The 15,217-nt window shown below is 69.6% G+C and carries 14 protein-coding genes; 1 reads left to right on the top strand and 13 read right to left on the bottom strand.

The window, feature by feature from the left end:
- Positions 1 to 2: 2 nt before the first annotated feature.
- The 6 genes from IPJ78_14770 to rpsO form a co-directional block, all read right to left on the bottom strand.
- The gene (locus IPJ78_14770; GenBank protein MBK7907804.1) at positions 3 to 1,040 is read right to left on the bottom strand and encodes a rod shape-determining protein; all 1,038 of its coding nucleotides are present in this window, start codon (positions 1,038 to 1,040) and stop codon (positions 3 to 5) included.
- A gap of 130 nt (positions 1,041 to 1,170) precedes the next feature.
- Positions 1,171 to 2,271 carry a TonB family protein gene (locus IPJ78_14765; GenBank protein ID MBK7907803.1) on the bottom strand — a complete coding sequence of 367 codons (1,101 nt, stop codon included), beginning with the start codon at positions 2,269 to 2,271 and terminating at the stop codon, positions 1,171 to 1,173.
- A 130-nt stretch (positions 2,272 to 2,401) separates the two neighbouring features.
- Positions 2,402 to 3,517 carry an alanine dehydrogenase gene (gene ald, locus IPJ78_14760; protein ID MBK7907802.1) on the bottom strand — a complete coding sequence of 372 codons (1,116 nt, stop codon included), beginning with the start codon at positions 3,515 to 3,517 and terminating at the stop codon, positions 2,402 to 2,404.
- Between the two features lie 61 nt (positions 3,518 to 3,578).
- On the bottom strand, positions 3,579 to 4,850 hold the full coding sequence (locus IPJ78_14755) for an insulinase family protein (GenBank protein ID MBK7907801.1): 1,272 nt from the start codon (positions 4,848 to 4,850) through the stop codon (positions 3,579 to 3,581).
- Between the two features lie 4 nt (positions 4,851 to 4,854).
- The gene (locus IPJ78_14750; GenBank protein MBK7907800.1) at positions 4,855 to 7,068 is read right to left on the bottom strand and encodes a polyribonucleotide nucleotidyltransferase; all 2,214 of its coding nucleotides are present in this window, start codon (positions 7,066 to 7,068) and stop codon (positions 4,855 to 4,857) included.
- An 80-nt stretch (positions 7,069 to 7,148) separates the two neighbouring features.
- Positions 7,149 to 7,409, bottom strand: a complete 261-nt coding sequence (gene rpsO / locus IPJ78_14745; GenBank protein ID MBK7907799.1) for a 30S ribosomal protein S15 — start codon at positions 7,407 to 7,409, stop codon at positions 7,149 to 7,151.
- Positions 7,410 to 7,532: 123 nt separating this feature from the next.
- Between rpsO and IPJ78_14740 the strand changes: the two genes are divergently transcribed.
- Positions 7,533 to 9,062 (top strand): carboxypeptidase regulatory-like domain-containing protein, encoded by a 1,530-nt coding sequence (locus tag IPJ78_14740; protein ID MBK7907798.1) that lies wholly within the window; start codon positions 7,533 to 7,535, stop codon positions 9,060 to 9,062.
- 6 nt (positions 9,063 to 9,068) lie between these two features.
- On the opposite strand, the gene IPJ78_14735 is transcribed toward IPJ78_14740, so the two are convergent.
- Genes IPJ78_14735 through tsf form a run of 7 tightly spaced genes read right to left on the bottom strand, consistent with a single transcriptional unit; the run spans position 9,069 to position 15,194 of the window.
- Positions 9,069 to 10,226, bottom strand: coding sequence for a site-2 protease family protein (locus IPJ78_14735; GenBank protein ID MBK7907797.1), 1,158 nt, complete (start codon positions 10,224 to 10,226; stop codon positions 9,069 to 9,071).
- On the bottom strand, positions 10,223 to 11,389 hold the full coding sequence (locus IPJ78_14730) for a 1-deoxy-D-xylulose-5-phosphate reductoisomerase (protein MBK7907796.1): 1,167 nt from the start codon (positions 11,387 to 11,389) through the stop codon (positions 10,223 to 10,225). Before IPJ78_14730 ends, IPJ78_14735 begins: the two co-directional genes overlap by 4 nt.
- Positions 11,386 to 12,240, bottom strand: coding sequence for a phosphatidate cytidylyltransferase (locus IPJ78_14725; protein MBK7907795.1), 855 nt, complete (start codon positions 12,238 to 12,240; stop codon positions 11,386 to 11,388). The genes IPJ78_14730 and IPJ78_14725 overlap by 4 nt, the downstream gene beginning before the upstream one ends.
- Positions 12,241 to 12,258: 18 nt before the next feature.
- A complete protein-coding gene (locus tag IPJ78_14720; GenBank protein MBK7907794.1) occupies positions 12,259 to 13,002 on the bottom strand; it encodes an isoprenyl transferase in 744 nt (247 codons plus the stop codon).
- A gap of 26 nt (positions 13,003 to 13,028) precedes the next feature.
- Positions 13,029 to 13,580 (bottom strand): ribosome recycling factor, encoded by a 552-nt coding sequence (gene frr / locus IPJ78_14715; protein ID MBK7907793.1) that lies wholly within the window; start codon positions 13,578 to 13,580, stop codon positions 13,029 to 13,031.
- Positions 13,577 to 14,290, bottom strand: a complete 714-nt coding sequence (locus IPJ78_14710; GenBank protein MBK7907792.1) for a UMP kinase — start codon at positions 14,288 to 14,290, stop codon at positions 13,577 to 13,579. The genes frr and IPJ78_14710 overlap by 4 nt, the downstream gene beginning before the upstream one ends.
- Positions 14,291 to 14,297: 7 nt before the next feature.
- Positions 14,298 to 15,194, bottom strand: a complete 897-nt coding sequence (gene tsf, locus IPJ78_14705; protein MBK7907791.1) for a translation elongation factor Ts — start codon at positions 15,192 to 15,194, stop codon at positions 14,298 to 14,300.
- Positions 15,195 to 15,217: the final 23 nt, after the last annotated feature.

Here is a 15,217-nt window from a genome sequence, read left to right as displayed (position 1 = left end):
GGTCAGGTGGTCAGCACCGACCAATACTTATCCTCGTCATCGAGGATCCGCCCCGTCCCGCGCACCACGCAGGTCAGGGGATCCTCATCGACGTGGATCGGCAGCCCGGTCTCCTGCGTGAGCAGGATGTCGAGGCCGCGGATGAGCGCGCCGCCGCCGGTCATCACGATCCCGCGATCGACGATGTCCGACGCGAGTTCGGGCGGCGTGATCTCCAGCGCGCGGCGCACCGCGTTCACGATCTGCTGGATCGGCTCCTGGATGGCCTCGCGGATCTCGGCCGAGTGCACGCGCACCGTCTTCGGGATCCCCGAGACGAGGTCACGTCCCTTGACCTCCATCTCGCGTTCTTCGCCGAGCGGCGCCGCCGATCCGATCTGGATCTTGATGAGCTCCGCCGTCGGCTCGCCGATCAGCAGGTTGTAGCTCTTGCGCATGAACTGCACGATCGCCGCGTCGAGCTCGTCGCCGCCGGTGCGGATCGACGTATCCGAGACGATGCCCGAGAGCGCGATCACCGCGATCTCCGTCGTCCCGCCGCCGATGTCGATCACCATGTTGCCCGTCGGCGTCTCCACCGGCAGCCCCACGCCGATCGCGGCCGCCATCGGCTCGGCCACCATGAACACATCCTTCGCGCCGGCGCCGAGCGCCGAGTCGCGCACCGCGCGGCGCTCCACCTCGGTGATCCCCGATGGCACGCAGACGATCACGCGCGGCTTGATCGGGAAGAACCCCTTCCGGATCACGAGGTTGAGGAAGTAGCGCAGCATCTTCTCGGTCACGTCGAAGTCGGCGATCACGCCGTCCTTCATCGGTCGCACCGCGATCACGCCGTCGGGCGTGCGGCCGAGCATGCGCTTCGCCTCGAGGCCGACTCCCTTGATCGCCTTCGTGTCGCGATCGATCGCGACGACCGAAGGCTCGTTGAGCACGATGCCTTCGCCCTTGACGTACACGAGCGTGTTCGCCGTTCCGAGATCCACCGCAATGGCGTTCGCGGGGAGGAACCCACCTTTCTTGAAGAACGGCCAACGCATGATGTTCGGGTTCTCGCTCGTCGGGACTTCAAGGACGGCTGAGGGCGCCAGGGCGCAACGGGGGGACGGGGGAAGTTACCCCGCCGTCACCCCGCGAGACAAGCTGTTGTCAGTCTTTGCGTTTCGGCGCTCAATCTCGATCGGGGACGAAGCGGAAGGGCAGTTGAACCAGTTGCGAAACGGCTCGCCCGTGTCGGCGGGCGGGCACGAACCGTCGCGCCTCCACCGCCCGACGGACCGCCTCGCTGAAGGCCGGATGCGTACTCCAGACCACGCCGAAGGTCTCGCGGCGCACCTGACCGGTGGAGTCGACCACGAATTCCACCTCGACCGCGCCGCCGATCCCGGCCGAGAGGAGAGAATCGGGGAAGATCGGCTGCAACGGCGTGGTGCCGAGCGGCTCGGTCCGCGCCTCCACGCTGTCCGCAGGCCAGACCGTCTCGCGCTCGAGGAGCGCGGCGAGTTCCTCTCCGGCGGTCGCATCCCCCGCGCGCCGGCGGCGTGGCAGCGCCTCCCCCTGCCGCGTCCACAGCACGATCGTCCCCGCACCGCCGGTCGCCCCGGAGAATTCGATGGGCACGGTCGCAGACCCGCTGTAGACCTCCATCGCGGCGAGCGTCCGCGGGTCGATGCCGTCCAGATCGACGTCGCGGGCGCTCATCGGCACGCCGTCGAGCCAGACCGCCGGGCCCGCCACCGAGCCGCGGACCCGCAGGGCGCTCATCCCGGTCCGTCGCTGATCGACCCGGAACCCCGGGATGCCGCGCAGCAGGTCCGACATCCGCCGCGCATTGCGGCGCGCGATCTGGTCTTCGGTGAGGAAACGCCCGTTCCCGCTCGCGCGGCGCCGATAGAAGGCGGCCAGCGGGCCGATCAGGTTCCGATGCCCAACGACCACGACGGGGTCGAGCGCACGTCCGAGCCGACGCAGCACCACGCGGATGCCTGTGTCGGGGAGTGACGCGACGTGGAGTGTCTCTGGCGCGAATCCGATGCGCCGAACCAACAACCGCGGAATTGCCGGACGGAGGAGCCGGAATCGTCCGCTCGCGTCAGTCTCGACGCGAGGGCCGCCGCCGAGGGCTTCCACCGACGCGCCGGTGAGTCCGCGCCCTTCTGCGTCACGAACGTGCCCTTCAAGCGACCCCTGCACCGGCCGACCGCTCGCCGCAGCGAGCAGCAGGACCGCACCCGCGACCAGCTGCCGCCTCTCCCCTCGGATCCGCCGCATGGCTCCCTCCGCATCCGCCTGTTCCCCAACCTACCATCGCGGACCGTACTGTGCGCACCGGCCACCGAACGAAAGTGGGGCAGCCCGACCGAGGTCGAGCTGCCCCACTCCGCCATCACCCATCGCCCATCTACTTCAGGAACTGCTCCGCCGCATGGTACTCCATCCCGAACGCCTCGGCCACGCCCTGGTATGTGATCTTCCCGTCCACGACGTTCAGCCCCTTCACCAGCGCCGGATCCTCGCGCAGCGCCTGCTTCCAGCCCTTGTTGGCCAGCTTGAGCGCGTACGGCAGCGTCGCATTCGTGAGCGCCAGCGTCGACGTGCGCGGCACCCCGCCCGGCATGTTGGCCACGCCGTAGTGGATGATCCCGTCCACCGTGTAGACCGGGTTCTCGTGCGTCGTCGCCTTGATCGTCTCCACGCAGCCGCCCTGGTCGATCGCCACGTCCACGATCACCGACCCCGGACGCATCGTCTTGAGGTCCTCCTTGCGGATGAGCTTCGGCGCCTTCGCGCCCGGGAGCAGCACGCCGCCGACCACGAGGTCCGCCGAGGCGATCGCCTCGAGGATGTTGGCGCGGTTGGAGTAGATCAGCTGCACGTTCGCCGGCATCACGTCGCTCAGGTACCGGAGACGCGGGAGCGAGGTGTCGAGGATGATGACCTTCGCGCCGAGGCCCGCCGCCATCTTCGCCGCGTTCACGCCCACGATGCCACCGCCGAGGATCACGACCTTGGCCGGCGGCACGCCCGGGACGCCGCCGAGCAGCACGCCGCGGCCGCCGTAGAGCTTCTCGAGGTACTTCGCGCCTTCCTGGACCGCCATCCGGCCCGCCACTTCCGACATCGGGATGAGGAGCGGGAGGTCCCGGTTCGCGAGCTCGACCGTCTCGTACGCGATGCAGGTCGCGCCCGAGTCCATGTGCGCCTTCGTGAGCTTCTCGTCGGCGGCGAAGTGGAAGTAGGTGAAGATCGTCTGTCCCTTCCGCATGCGCGGCCACTCGACCGCGATCGGCTCCTTCACCTTGATGATCATCTCGGCTTCCTTCCAGACGGCGTCGGCCGTCGGGAGGATCTTCGCGCCGACGCTCGTGTACTGCTCGTCCGTGAAGCCCGAGCCCTCACCGGCGCTCTGCTCGACGTAGACGGTATGACCAGCGGCCACGAGCGCCTCGGCGCCGGCCGGGACGAGCGAGACACGATTCTCGTTCGTCTTGATCTCCTTCGGGATTCCGATCTTCATGTGCGGGCGGGTATTGGGGAGATGGAGAGTTTGAGAAAGCAGTTGGCGCGCGCGGATGCCACTACACCGGACCCAACCGTACCACAGTCTGCGCGTCGACCGAATAGAAATCTCGGCACGCAGCCGCCACCTCGCCAGCCGTGACGGAATCTACCCGCGCGAGGACCTCGTCCAGCGGGCGATAGGGCTCGTTGTAGAGCTCCACCGCCGCCGCGCGGTACATCCGGGCCGAGACGCTCTCCATCGAGAGCGTGATCTGCCCCTTGAGCTGCTGCTTCCCCATCTGCAGTTCGTCCGCCGGGATACCCTCGGACGTGAGTCGGAGCATCTCCGCGCGAACCGCCGCCGCGGCCTCCTCGGCCCGCTCCGGCGCGCACCCCACGTAGATCCCCTGCGCCCCCGCGGTGACGTGGAAGCTCTGGAACGAGTGCACCGAGTAGGCCAGCCCGAGCTCCTCCCGGACCCGCTGGAAGAGCCGCGAGCTCATTCCGCCGCCGAAGAGCGAGTTCACCAGCATCAACGCATGGCGGCGAGGATCGCTGTGCGGCACGATCGCGTTGCCGAATACCAGGTGCATCTGCTGGGTGTCGCGGTCCACCGCTTGGTCGCTCGGCGCCGCCGCGCGCGCTGCGGGCACCCGCGGGGTCGCGCCGGTGCCCGCCGGCAGCGCGTCCCACCCGGCCTGGGCCAGCACTGCGAGCAGCTGCTCGTGCCGGACGTTCCCCGACGCGGCCACCACCACGTTCCCCGCCCGGTACGCCCGGTCATGGAGGGAGCGCAGGTCGGCCAGCTCCAGGCCTTCCACCGTCTCGGGCGTGCCGAGGATCGAGTACCCGAACGGATGGTCGCCCCAGAGGGCCGCGTTGTGGATCTCGAAGACGATGTCGTCCGGCGTGTCCTCCACCATGGAGATCTCCTCGAGCACGACCCCGCGCTCGAGGTCGAGATCCGCCTGGCGAAGGGCGGGCCGGAACATCAGGTCGAAGAGCACGTCCGCCGCCTGCGGCAGGTGCTCGTCGAGCACCCGTGCCTGGAAGGAGGTGTGCTCACGCCCCGTGTAGGCGTCGAGTGAGCCCCCGAGCGACTCGAGCGCGAGCGCCAGCTCCTTCGCCGACCGCGACTCGGACCCCTTGAACACCATGTGCTCGAGGAGGTGCGAGACCCCCATCTGCTCGCGCGCCTCGTGCAGCGACGCCGAGCGGACCCAGGCCCCCAACGACACCGACCGTACTCCCGGCATGTATTCCGAGAGTACGGTCAGTCCGTTCGAGAGGAGGGTCCGTTGCACGCCGCGCTCGCTGGAGGCGGCGGTGACACCGGAACCTTCGGTCATGCGCTTAGCGGCGGTCGCGGCCGCCGCGACGGTCACGATCCCCGCCACGGGGACGGTCGCTGCGCGGGCGCTCCTCGCCCGAGCCGCCACCTTCACCACCCTCGCTGCCGGCCGGGGCGTCGGGCATTCCCTCGGGCTTCGGGAGCAGCGCCTTCATCGAGAGACGCAGACGGCCACGCTCATCGCGGTCGATGAGCTTCACGGTGACCTGCTCACCCTTCTTGACCACGTCCTCCGGCTTCTCGACGCGCGTGTGGCGCATCTCGGAGACGTGGAGGAGGGCCTCGGTGCCGGGCATGATCTCGATGAAGGCGCCGAACGCCGTCACCGACTTGACCGTGCCCTGGTAGGTCTCGCCCACCACCGGCTCGGCCGTGATCGCCTGCACCATCTGGCGCGCGCGCTCCATCGCCTCGCCGCCGACGGCGGCGATGGTGACCAGACCCGAATCGTCCACCGAGAGCTCGGCGCCGGTCTCGTCCTGGATGCCGCGGATCGTCTTGCCCTTCGGGCCGATGAGGTCGCCGATCTTCTCGGGGTTGATCATCATCGTCACGATGCGCGGCGCGTACTTCGAGAGGTCCGGGCGCACGGTCGGGAGCGCCTTGTTCATCTCGCCGAGGATGTGCAGGCGGCCTTCGCGCGCCTGCGCGAGCGCCTCGATCATGATCTTGAGGTCGAGCCCCTGGATCTTGATGTCCATCTGGATGGACGTGATCCCCTGCTCCGTGCCGGCGACCTTGAAGTCCATGTCGCCGAGGTGGTCCTCGGTGCCGAGGATGTCGGTGAGGATCGCGTACTTCTTGCCTTCCTTGATGAGACCCATCGCCACGCCGGCGACCGGGGCCTTGAGCGGGATGCCCGCGTCGAAGCAGGCGAGCGAGCCGCCGCAGATCGACGCCATCGAGGAGCTGCCGTTGGACTCGAGGATCTCGCTCACGATGCGGATCGTGTACGGGAACTGCTCGAACGCCGGCAGCACCGCCTGGATCGCGCGCTCGGCGAGCGCCCCGTGCCCGATCTCGCGACGGCCGGTGCCGCGCATCGGCTTGGCCTCGCCCGTCGAGAACGGCGGGAAGTTGTAGTGCAGCATGAACGACTTCGTCGTCTCCTTCGCGTCGTCGATGTTGTCCATGCGCTGGACGTCATTGGCGGTGCCGAGGGTCGCGACGACGAGCGCCTGCGTCTGGCCGCGCGTGAAGAGCGCCGACCCGTGCGCGCGCGGGAGCACCGACGCGTCGATCGAGATGTCGCGGACGACGTTCGGCTTGCGGCCGTCGACGCGGAGGCCGGTGTCGAGCACCTGCGCGCGGAGCGCGTTGTACTCGAGGTCGCCGACGATCATGCCGACGAGGCCGTGGTGCGCCGGATCGAGCACCGTCGCCATCTCGGCCTTCACCTCTTCCTTCACCTTCTCGACCGCCTGGATGCGCGTCGCCTTGTCCTTCTGGTTGATCGCGGCCTCGATGCGCTTCTCGGCGGCCTTGGTCACCGTCTTCTTGACGTCGGCCGGGATCTCCGTGGCCGTCCACGCCATCTTCTCGGCGACGCCGGCCTTCTTGAGGAGCTCCTCCTGCATCGCGACGATCTCGCCGATCCCCTTCTGGGCGATCTTGAGCCCCTCGACGATGTCCGCCTCGGAGACCTCGAGCGCACCGCCCTCGACCATCATGATCGAGTCGGCCGAGCCGGCGACGATCATGTCCATGTCCGAGAACTCGAGCGCCTGGAACGTCGGGTTGAGCAGCCACTTCCCCTCGACGCGGCCGACGCGCACGCCGGCGATCGGGCCCGCCCACGGGATCTTGCTCGCGCTCAGCGCGAACGACGTCGCGATGAGGCCGAGGACGTCGTGGTCGTTCTCCTGGTCGGCGGAGAGGACGTAGATGACGACCTGCACCTCGTTCTGGAAGCCTTCCGGGAAGAGCGGACGGATCGAGCGGTCGATGATCCGGCAGGAGAGGATCTCCTCATCGCGCGGACGCCCCTCGCGCTTGATGAAGCCGCCCGGGATCTTGCCCGAGGCGTACATCTTCTCCTTGTACTCGACGGTGAGCGGGAAGAAGGGCAGCGGGCTCTTCTTCTCGCTCACGGTGACGGCGGCGAGGAGGACGGTCTCCCCGTAGGTGACGAGCGCGGACCCGGCGGCCTGCTTGGCCATGCGCCCGGTCTCGATGATGAGGGGGCGGCCGGCGAAGGTCCGCTCAATGCGATGCATCATGCTGTGTTGTCTCTGGACTGTGCACGAAGCGCGCGATCCGCGTCAGTGCGGTCGCGCGCTCGTGTGGGTGGGGGCGCTTAGTAGCGCAGGCCGAGGTCGGCGATGATCTTGCGGTACGCCTCGATGTTCGACCGCTGCAGGTACTTCAGGAGGCGCTTCCGCTGACCGACCATCTTGAGGAGGCCACGACGGCCATGGTGGTCCTTGTGGTGGGCGCGGAAGTGCTCCGTGAGGTAGTTGATACGCTCAGTGAGGACCGCGACCTGCACCGTGGTGGACCCGGTATCGGTCCCATGCTGGCGATGCGAATCGATCGCCGCCGACTTTACGAACGCCATCCCTGAAATCCTTGCCTGCGCAGCGCAGTGCGTTGAAATGCCGATTCCGTTGTAGCACGGTAAGTTAGACGCCATCGGGGGGTCTGTAAAGCCCTCCTACCACACCCCACGGTCGAGGTCCCGATGCCCCTCTCCGCCTCCCGCCGCGCCCGCCTCGCCGCGGCGCTCCTCGCCCTGCCCGGCGCGGTCGCGGCGCAGGAACTCCTCGGCACCATCCGCCTCTCGGACGGCAGCACTCCGGCGCCCGGCATCGTCCTCGAAGCGTCGCGGCCGGGCGGGAACGCCCCCGTCGCGCGCGCCATCTCCGGCGAGAACGGCGGATTCGCGCTCCGGCTCATCCCGGGGACCTTCCGCCTCCGTGCGCTCCGCATCGGCTATCGCCCGACCGACTTCGGCACCTATACCCTCGTGGACGGGGAACGCCGCCGCCTCGAGCTCACGCTGGGCGACCGGGCGGTGCAGCTCGCTGCCATCACCAGCCGCGCCTCCGCTCGGTGCGCGGTCGGCGAGCGCGCCGGCGAGGCGGTCGCCACCCTCTTCGACGAGGCGCGCAAGGCGTTGCTCGCCGCGCTCCTCTCGCCGCCCGAGGGAAGGCCGTCGGCGCGCATCCTCCTCGAACAGTCCGTGACGGAGCCGGACGGCACCATCCGCGTGGCCCCCGTGCGCGCGGTCGCCGACGGCTTCGCGGCGCGTCCCTTCCGCAGCGCGCCACCGGCCCAACTCGCGGCACTCGGCTACGCGATCGAGGAGCCCGATGGCACGGTGTACTTCGCGCCGGACGCCAACGTCCTGCTCTCCGAACAGTTCGCCGCCGCGCACTGCCTGCGCCTCGCGGCCGCCGACACCGCGCACCCCACCCGCATCGGGATCGCCTTCCAGCCGGTCGGGACCGCTCGCGGTCGCGTGCGCATCCGCGGCACCCTCTGGCTCGATCGCGCGAGCTACGCGCTCGAGCGCCTCGACTTCGGATACGTCGGCCTTCCGGCCGGGCTGGACGACGCCGGCCTCGGCGGCTCGATCGAGTTCGCGCAGTTGCCCGGCGGCCTCTGGTTCGAGGACCGATGGGAGATCCGGATGCCGCGTCTGCGGATCGAACGGCAGGCGCGCGTCTCGGCGATCGGCGGGACAGGGTCGAGCGATCTTGTACGACTCGACGCCGTCCAGCGCGCCGGTGGCCGCGTCCTGTCGATCGGCCGACCTGAGCGCGTGCTCTACCGCTCCGCGGGCGCCGAGCCGGAAGCTATCGGTGGCGAGGACGTCGAGGCGCTCCGCACCGCGTCATTCCTGATGCGCGCCGCCTGCTCGATCGCCGCGGCGCCGATCCCGAACTTCCCCAGTGCCCCTGAGCCACGGAGCACCCTCGTGGGCCTCGTGCTCGAACCGGACGCGAGCACAGCGGCCGGCGCGCGGGTGTCCGCGACCTGGCAGGAGGGATTCCGGATCGACGCGGGCGACGGCATCACCTGGCGCGAGCGCACCATCGAGACGACCGCCGAAGGCGACGGTTTCTACGCGCTCTGCGGATTGCCGCGCGAACGCCGATTCCTGCTCCAGGCACGCGCCGGCGCGCGGCGCTCTCCGCGGACCGTACTCCGATTCGAGGCGGAGGTCGACCACGTGCGGGCCGACCTGCGATTCGTGACCGCGCGCTGAGTGCGCTCAGGCCAGCCAGCTCATCACGAGCCGCTTCAGGTCGTTGAACGTCACCGTGAGGAACAGCGCCCCGATCGCGACGAGGCCGATCCGCGCGTACCACTCCTTCACCATCGGATGGAACGGCTTCCGCCACGCGCTCTCGGCGACCTGCATGAGGATCTGCCCGCCGTCGAGGAGGGGGATCGGCAGCAGGTTGAGCACCGCGAGGTTGATGCTCAGGAAGGCGATGAGCCCCCACAGGTTCTCGGCACCGTTCTGCGCCGCGGCGACGCTCGAGCGCGCGATCTCCACCGGACCGCCCAGCTGCGACACCGAGACGTTCCCCGTGAGCAGGTCGCCCAGGACCTTCAGCACGCTGCCGGCCATCGTCCACGTGACATTCCATCCGCCGACCACCGCCTCGCCGAACGAGACCGGCGTGCGGATCACGTGCTGCTTCACCGCGACGCCGATCCGACCGACCGTGCGCTTGTCGCCATCCGCCGTCGTGATCTCCTGCGACTCCGGCGTCATCGTGAGCGGCAGGCGCGCCGTCCCGCGCGCGACCTCGAGCGTGATCGGCCGGCCAGGCGCCGCCGACACCGCATCGAGCACCTCGTCCCAGCGAGCGACGGGCTTGCCGTCGATCGCCACCACACTGTCACCCGCGAGCATCCCGGCGACGGCGGCGGGACGGCCGGCTGCCGTAGAGTCCACGACCGGCGTGAGGTACCCCTTTCCGTAGTAGCCCACGATGCCCGTCGAGACGGTCAGCGCGAGCACGATGTTCATGAACACGCCCGCAAGCAGGATCACGATGCGCGGGAAGAGCCGCTTGGACTCGAACCACCGGTCGGGCGGGATCGGCAGCGGCCCGTGCGGGATCATCGAGTGCTCGTCCCAGTGCCGCGACCGCTCCGCCTCGGGCGCCTCGCCGCCTCCCTCGAGCACCGCCGCTGTCTCGTCCTCCTTGCTCGCCATGCGCACGTAGCCGCCGATCGGCAGCCAGGAGAGGGCGTACTCGGTCTCGCCCCGACGGAAGCTCCAGAGCGGCGAGCCCCAGCCCATCGAGAAGCGCGGGGCGTACACGCCGGCCCACTTGGCCGCGAGGAAGTGCCCGAGTTCGTGGACGAACACCACGAGGCCGAGGACGAGCAGCGGGGCGAGCCAGCTGAAACTCATGGAGCGCGATACTCCTGCACGAGGGAGCGCGCCGCGGCATCCGCCGCGAGCAGCGCATCGAGGTCATTCCCAGAACGGTCGGCGAGGCGTCCGAGTGCCAACTCGATCGCCGCCGGGATGCCACTGAAGGTGAGCGAGCCCTCGAGGAACCGTGCGACGGCCGCCTCGTTGGCTGCGTTGAACACGGCGGGCGCCGCGCCACCCTTCATGCCAGCCGCGATGCCGAGCCCGAGCGTCGGGAAGGCGTCGTGGCGCACGGACTCGAAGGTGAGCGGACTCGTCGCGACCGGATCGAAGCGTGGTACCCCCGTGTCCTCCACGCGGTCCGGGTAGCCGAGCGCGTAGAGCACGGGCAACTCCATCGACGGCACGCCCATCTGAGCGATCACGCTGCCGTCCTCGAACTCGACCATCGAGTGGACGATGCTCTGCGGATGCACGACGACCTCGATCCGGTCGTAGGGCACGCCGAAGAGCACGTGCGCCTCGATCACCTCGAGCGCCTTGTTGGCGAGCGACGCCGAGTCGACGGTGATCTTGCGGCCCATGCTCCAGGTGGGATGCTTGAGCGCATCCTCGAGCCGGGCGGCGCGGATGCGCTCCGTCTCCCACGTGCGGAACGGCCCGCCGGAGGCGGTGATGATGAAGCGCCGCACGCCCGCGACCGGGAGCAGGCCGGGCCCCGTTCCGCCCACCCGCCCGGCGAGACACTGCAGCAGTGCGGAGTGCTCGGAGTCGACGGGGATGACCTCGCCGCCGCTCGCGCGCGCCGCGCGCTGCACGAGCGCGCCGCCCACCACGAGCGACTCCTTGTTCGCGAGCGCCACGCGCTTCCCCGCCCCGACGGCGGCGAGCGTCGCCTCGAGCCCCGCCGCGCCGACGACGGCATTGAGCACGATCGCGGCCTCGGGCTGCGTCGCCGCCTGGACGAGGCATTCGCGCCCGGCGCACCACCCCGCCGGCAGGGGGGCGGCGCCACCGCCGTTCACGAGCCCCACGAGCGACGGCTGCCACCGCGCCACCGCGGCCGCGAGCGCCTCGCGGTTGCCGTGCGCCGTCATCGCGGTGAAGCGGAAGCGATCCGGGTGGCGCGCGACCACGCGCTGGGCCGTCTCGCCGATCGACCCCGTGGCACCGAGGAGGGCGATGCCGGTGGTGCTCACGCGCCGACCTTGAGCAGCAGGTCGAGGAGCACATAGGCGAGCGGGAACGTGAAGAGCAGCGAATCCACGCGATCGAGCACGCCCCCGTGCCCCGGGATCAACGCGGAACTGTCCTTCACGCCGGCCTGTCGCTTCAGCAGCGACTCGGCGAGGTCCCCCACCTGCGCTGCCGCGCTCACCGCGATGGCGAAGAGCACCAGTCCGGCCCATGACAGGCCAAGGTTCGCATACGGGACGAGGAGGAACCGGAAGTACGCCCACGTCCCGACGAGCACCGTGAGCAGGGCACCGACCGCACCGGCGACCGTCTTCCCCGGGCTCACCGACGGCATGAGCTTGCGCTTGCCGAACCGCTTGCCGAAGAAGAACGCCCCCGCGTCGTTCACCCAGGTGAGCAGGAGCGGCAGCAGGAGCAGCAGCGCACCGGCGGCGGGGCCGACGGCGAACCGGTGGTAGCGGAGCGCATAGGCGAAGGCGAGCATCCCGCCGGTGTACCAGGCGCCGAACAGCGTCGTCGCCGTGGCTTCGAGCGGCCGCCCCGTCGCCCCGCGCGTCCACATCGCGACGGCGAGCAGCGCCGGTGCGAGCAGCGCGACCCACGAGATGGGCGGCACCCACAGGCCGAGTTGCACCGCGTGTGCGCCGAGCGGGAGCGCGGCCGCCAGCGCGATCAGCCATGCCGTCATGGGACGCTGCCCCGCCGCCTCGGCGAGACGCCCGTACTCCCACGCGGCCAGCGCCGACGCGACCGAGAGCAGGATCGCGAGCGACGCGCCACCGAACCAGACCGCGGCGAGCACGAAGGGGATCGCGCCCACCGCGAAGAGGACGCGCTTGGTCAGCTCGGACATGCGGTCCTCAGGCCGGCCTCAGGCGGGCGCGCGGCCGAAGCGGCGGTCCCGGCTCTGGTAGTCGAGGATCGCCTCGTACAGGTTCGCGCGCCCGAAGTCGGGCCACAGCACCGGCGAGATGACGATCTCCGTGTACGCCAGCTGCCAGAGCAGGAAGTTGCTGATCCGCTGCTCGCCCGAGGTGCGGATGAGGAGATCCGGGTCGGGACAGTCGTGCGTGTACAGGCGCGCGGCGAACGCCGCCTCGTCCACCTGGTCGGGCCGGAGCGTCCCCGCCGCGACCTCCTCGGCGACGCGTCGCGCCGCGCGCGTCAGCTCGGCGCGCGAGCCGTACGAGATGAACAGGTTGAGCGTGAGCTTGCTGTTGTGCGCCGTCTGCGCGATGACGCGGTCGACGGCAGCCCGCGCCGTGGGCACCAGCCGGTCGACATCCCCGAGCACCCGCACGCGCACGCCCTGCGACTCGAGCTCGTCGGTCTCCTTCTGGATGTACTCCTCGAGGAGCGACATGAGCGCGCTGATCTCGACCGGCGGACGCTGCCAGTTCTCCTGCGAGAACGCGAACAAGGAGAGCACCTCGACGCCCGCCTCGATCGCCCCCTCGACGACCTCGCGCACGGCCTTCATGCCGTTGCGATGGCCGATCGGGCGCGGCAGCATCCGCTCGCGCGCCCAGCGCCCGTTGCCATCCATGATGATGGCGACGTGCCGGGGGATCGCGCCGTGGACGCGAAGCTGGGCGAGGAGTTCTTGCGCGGTCATGAGTGGTGTCGGCGCGGACGATCCGCTCAGACCTCCATCAGCTCCGCTTCCTTGGCCTTCATCGCGGCGTCGATCTTCGCGATCTCGTCGTCATGGAGCTTCTGCAGGTCCTTCTCGGCCGACTTCACCTCGTCCTCCGAGACACCGTTGAGCTTCTTCAGGAGGTCGCGGGCATGCGTGCGCGCGTGGCGGACCGCGATGCGGCCGTCCTCGGCGTACTTGTGCACCGTCTTCGCGAGTTCCTTGCGGCGCTGCTCGTTCATCGCCGGCAGGGGCACCCGGATGATGTTGCTCTGGATCGACGGATCGAGCCCGAGGTTCGACTCGCGGATCGCCTTCTCGACCGCCTTGATCTGGCCCTTGTCGAACGGCGTCACCACGAGGAGCCGCGGCTCCGGCGCCGACACCGAGGCGCACTGGTTCATCGCCATCAGCTGGCCGTACATCTCGACCTTCACCGTGTCGAGCATGCTCGGCGACGCCTTGCCCGAGCGGACCGACGCGAACTCGCGCTTGGCCGCCTCGACGCCCTTGTCCATCGCCGTCTTCGCATCCGAGATGATCTGCTTGGTGCTCATGTGACCAGGGTCCCCACGGGTTCGCCGCGCAGCGCCTGCTGGACGATGCCGGGCGTGTGGATGTTGAGGACGATCAGCGGGAGGGCGTTCTCCTTGCAGAGCGTGATGGCCGTCTGGTCCATCACGCCGAGCTCCCCTGCCATCACGTCCTTGTAGGTGATGCGGTCGTACTTCTTCGCGGTCGGGTCCTTCTTCGGGTCCGCATTGTACACGCCGTCGACGCTCGTCGCCTTGATGATGACGTTCGCCTTCATCTGGATGGCACGGAGCACCGCGGCGGTGTCGGTGGAGAAGTACGGATTGCCGGTGCCGGCCGCGAAGATCACGGCCCGCCCCTTCTCGAGATGCCGCACGGCGCGCCGGCGGATGTACGGCTCGGCGATCTCCTCCATCCGGATCGCCGTCATCACGCGGGTGTCGAGTCCTTCCTTCTCGAGCACGTCCTGGAACGCGAGCGCGTTGATCACCGTGCCGAGCATGCCCATGTAGTCGGCGGAGACGCGGTCCATCCCCATCTTGGAGATCTGCGAGCCGCGGACGATGTTGCCGCCGCCGATCACCATGCCCACCTGGGCGCCCATCGCGGCGATCCGCTTCACCTCGTGGGCGAAGCCGCGCAGCGTGTCGAAATCGAAGCCGAATCCGCGCTCCCCGGCGAGAGCCTCGCCGGAGAGCTTGAGCAGGACGCGGGGATACTTCAGGTCGCTCATGCGGGGATCAGGACTCGCCCATCTTGAACCGCACGAAGCGCGTCACGGCGAGCGGCTGCCCCGACTCCTTCGCGGAGGCCTTCACGAGGTCGCCGATCGTCTGCTTGTCGTCGCGCACCCACGGCTGCCCGAGGAGCGTGATCTCGCCGAGGAGCTTGGCGATGCGGCCCTCGACCATCTTCTCGGCGATCGCCTGCGGCTTCCCCGACTCCACGGCCTGGGCGACGAAGATCTCGCGCTCCTTGGCGATGAAGGCGGCATCGACGCCATCCTTGTCGACCGCGACGGCGACCGACGGCACGCCCGCCGCCACATGCTCGGCGACGTGCTTGCCCAGCTGCGTCGCATGCTCGCCCTTCCCGCCGGCGATCTCGGCGATGACGCCGGCCTTGCCGTTGAAGTGCAGGTAGCTGCCGACCGTGCCCGACGTCGCGAAGCGCGCGATCCGGCGGAGCTCGACCTTCTCGCCGGTCTTGGCCGACGCGGCCTTCACGATGTCGCCCACCGTCTGCGCCTTGTCGGCGTGCCACGGCGTCGCGAGGTACGCGCCCTCGGCCCCGACCGTGACCAGGCCGTCGACCGCGGCGTCCTGCGCGACGTGCGCCACGACCTGCTTGGAGAGCGCGACGAACTCGTCGTTGCGCCCCACGAAGTCGGTCTCGCAGTTGAGCTCGATCATCGCCGCGACGGTCCCCTCGGGATTCGTCCACGTGACGATCTGGCCCTCGGAGGCGGCGCGGTCGGCGCGCTTGTCGGCCTTGGCGATGCCCTTCTTGCGCAGCAGGTCGGCGGCGGCGTTCATGTCGCCGTTCGCCTCGACGAGCGCGTTCTTGCAGTCGCCGATCCCGGCACCCGTGCGGGCGCGGAGCTCGGCGACGTCCTTGGCGGTGATGTTGACGGCCATCGGTATTCCCAGTCCTGAGAGAT

This window comes from Gemmatimonadota bacterium, assembly GCA_016714015.1.
Classification (GTDB): Bacteria; Gemmatimonadota; Gemmatimonadetes; order Gemmatimonadales; family Gemmatimonadaceae; genus Pseudogemmatithrix.
The sequence above is the reverse complement of the archived record's forward strand: the minus strand, read 5'-3'. Positions and strand labels throughout refer to the sequence as shown.

Coding starts and splice junctions, on each gene's coding strand:
- IPJ78_14770 (MBK7907804.1), bottom strand. CDS start 1,040: ATGCGTTGGCCGTTCTTCAAGAAAGGTGGGTTCCTCCCCGCGAACGCC.
- IPJ78_14765 (MBK7907803.1), bottom strand. CDS start 2,271: ATGCGGCGGATCCGAGGGGAGAGGCGGCAGCTGGTCGCGGGTGCGGTC.
- ald (MBK7907802.1), bottom strand. CDS start 3,517: ATGAAGATCGGAATCCCGAAGGAGATCAAGACGAACGAGAATCGTGTC.
- IPJ78_14755 (MBK7907801.1), bottom strand. CDS start 4,850: ATGACCGAAGGTTCCGGTGTCACCGCCGCCTCCAGCGAGCGCGGCGTG.
- IPJ78_14750 (MBK7907800.1), bottom strand. CDS start 7,068: ATGCATCGCATTGAGCGGACCTTCGCCGGCCGCCCCCTCATCATCGAG.
- rpsO (MBK7907799.1), bottom strand. CDS start 7,409: ATGGCGTTCGTAAAGTCGGCGGCGATCGATTCGCATCGCCAGCATGGG.
- IPJ78_14740 (MBK7907798.1), top strand. CDS start 7,533: ATGCCCCTCTCCGCCTCCCGCCGCGCCCGCCTCGCCGCGGCGCTCCTC.
- IPJ78_14735 (MBK7907797.1), bottom strand. CDS start 10,226: ATGAGTTTCAGCTGGCTCGCCCCGCTGCTCGTCCTCGGCCTCGTGGTG.
- IPJ78_14725 (MBK7907795.1), bottom strand. CDS start 12,240: ATGTCCGAGCTGACCAAGCGCGTCCTCTTCGCGGTGGGCGCGATCCCC.
- IPJ78_14720 (MBK7907794.1), bottom strand. CDS start 13,002: ATGACCGCGCAAGAACTCCTCGCCCAGCTTCGCGTCCACGGCGCGATC.
- frr (MBK7907793.1), bottom strand. CDS start 13,580: ATGAGCACCAAGCAGATCATCTCGGATGCGAAGACGGCGATGGACAAG.
- IPJ78_14710 (MBK7907792.1), bottom strand. CDS start 14,290: ATGAGCGACCTGAAGTATCCCCGCGTCCTGCTCAAGCTCTCCGGCGAG.
- tsf (MBK7907791.1), bottom strand. CDS start 15,194: ATGGCCGTCAACATCACCGCCAAGGACGTCGCCGAGCTCCGCGCCCGC.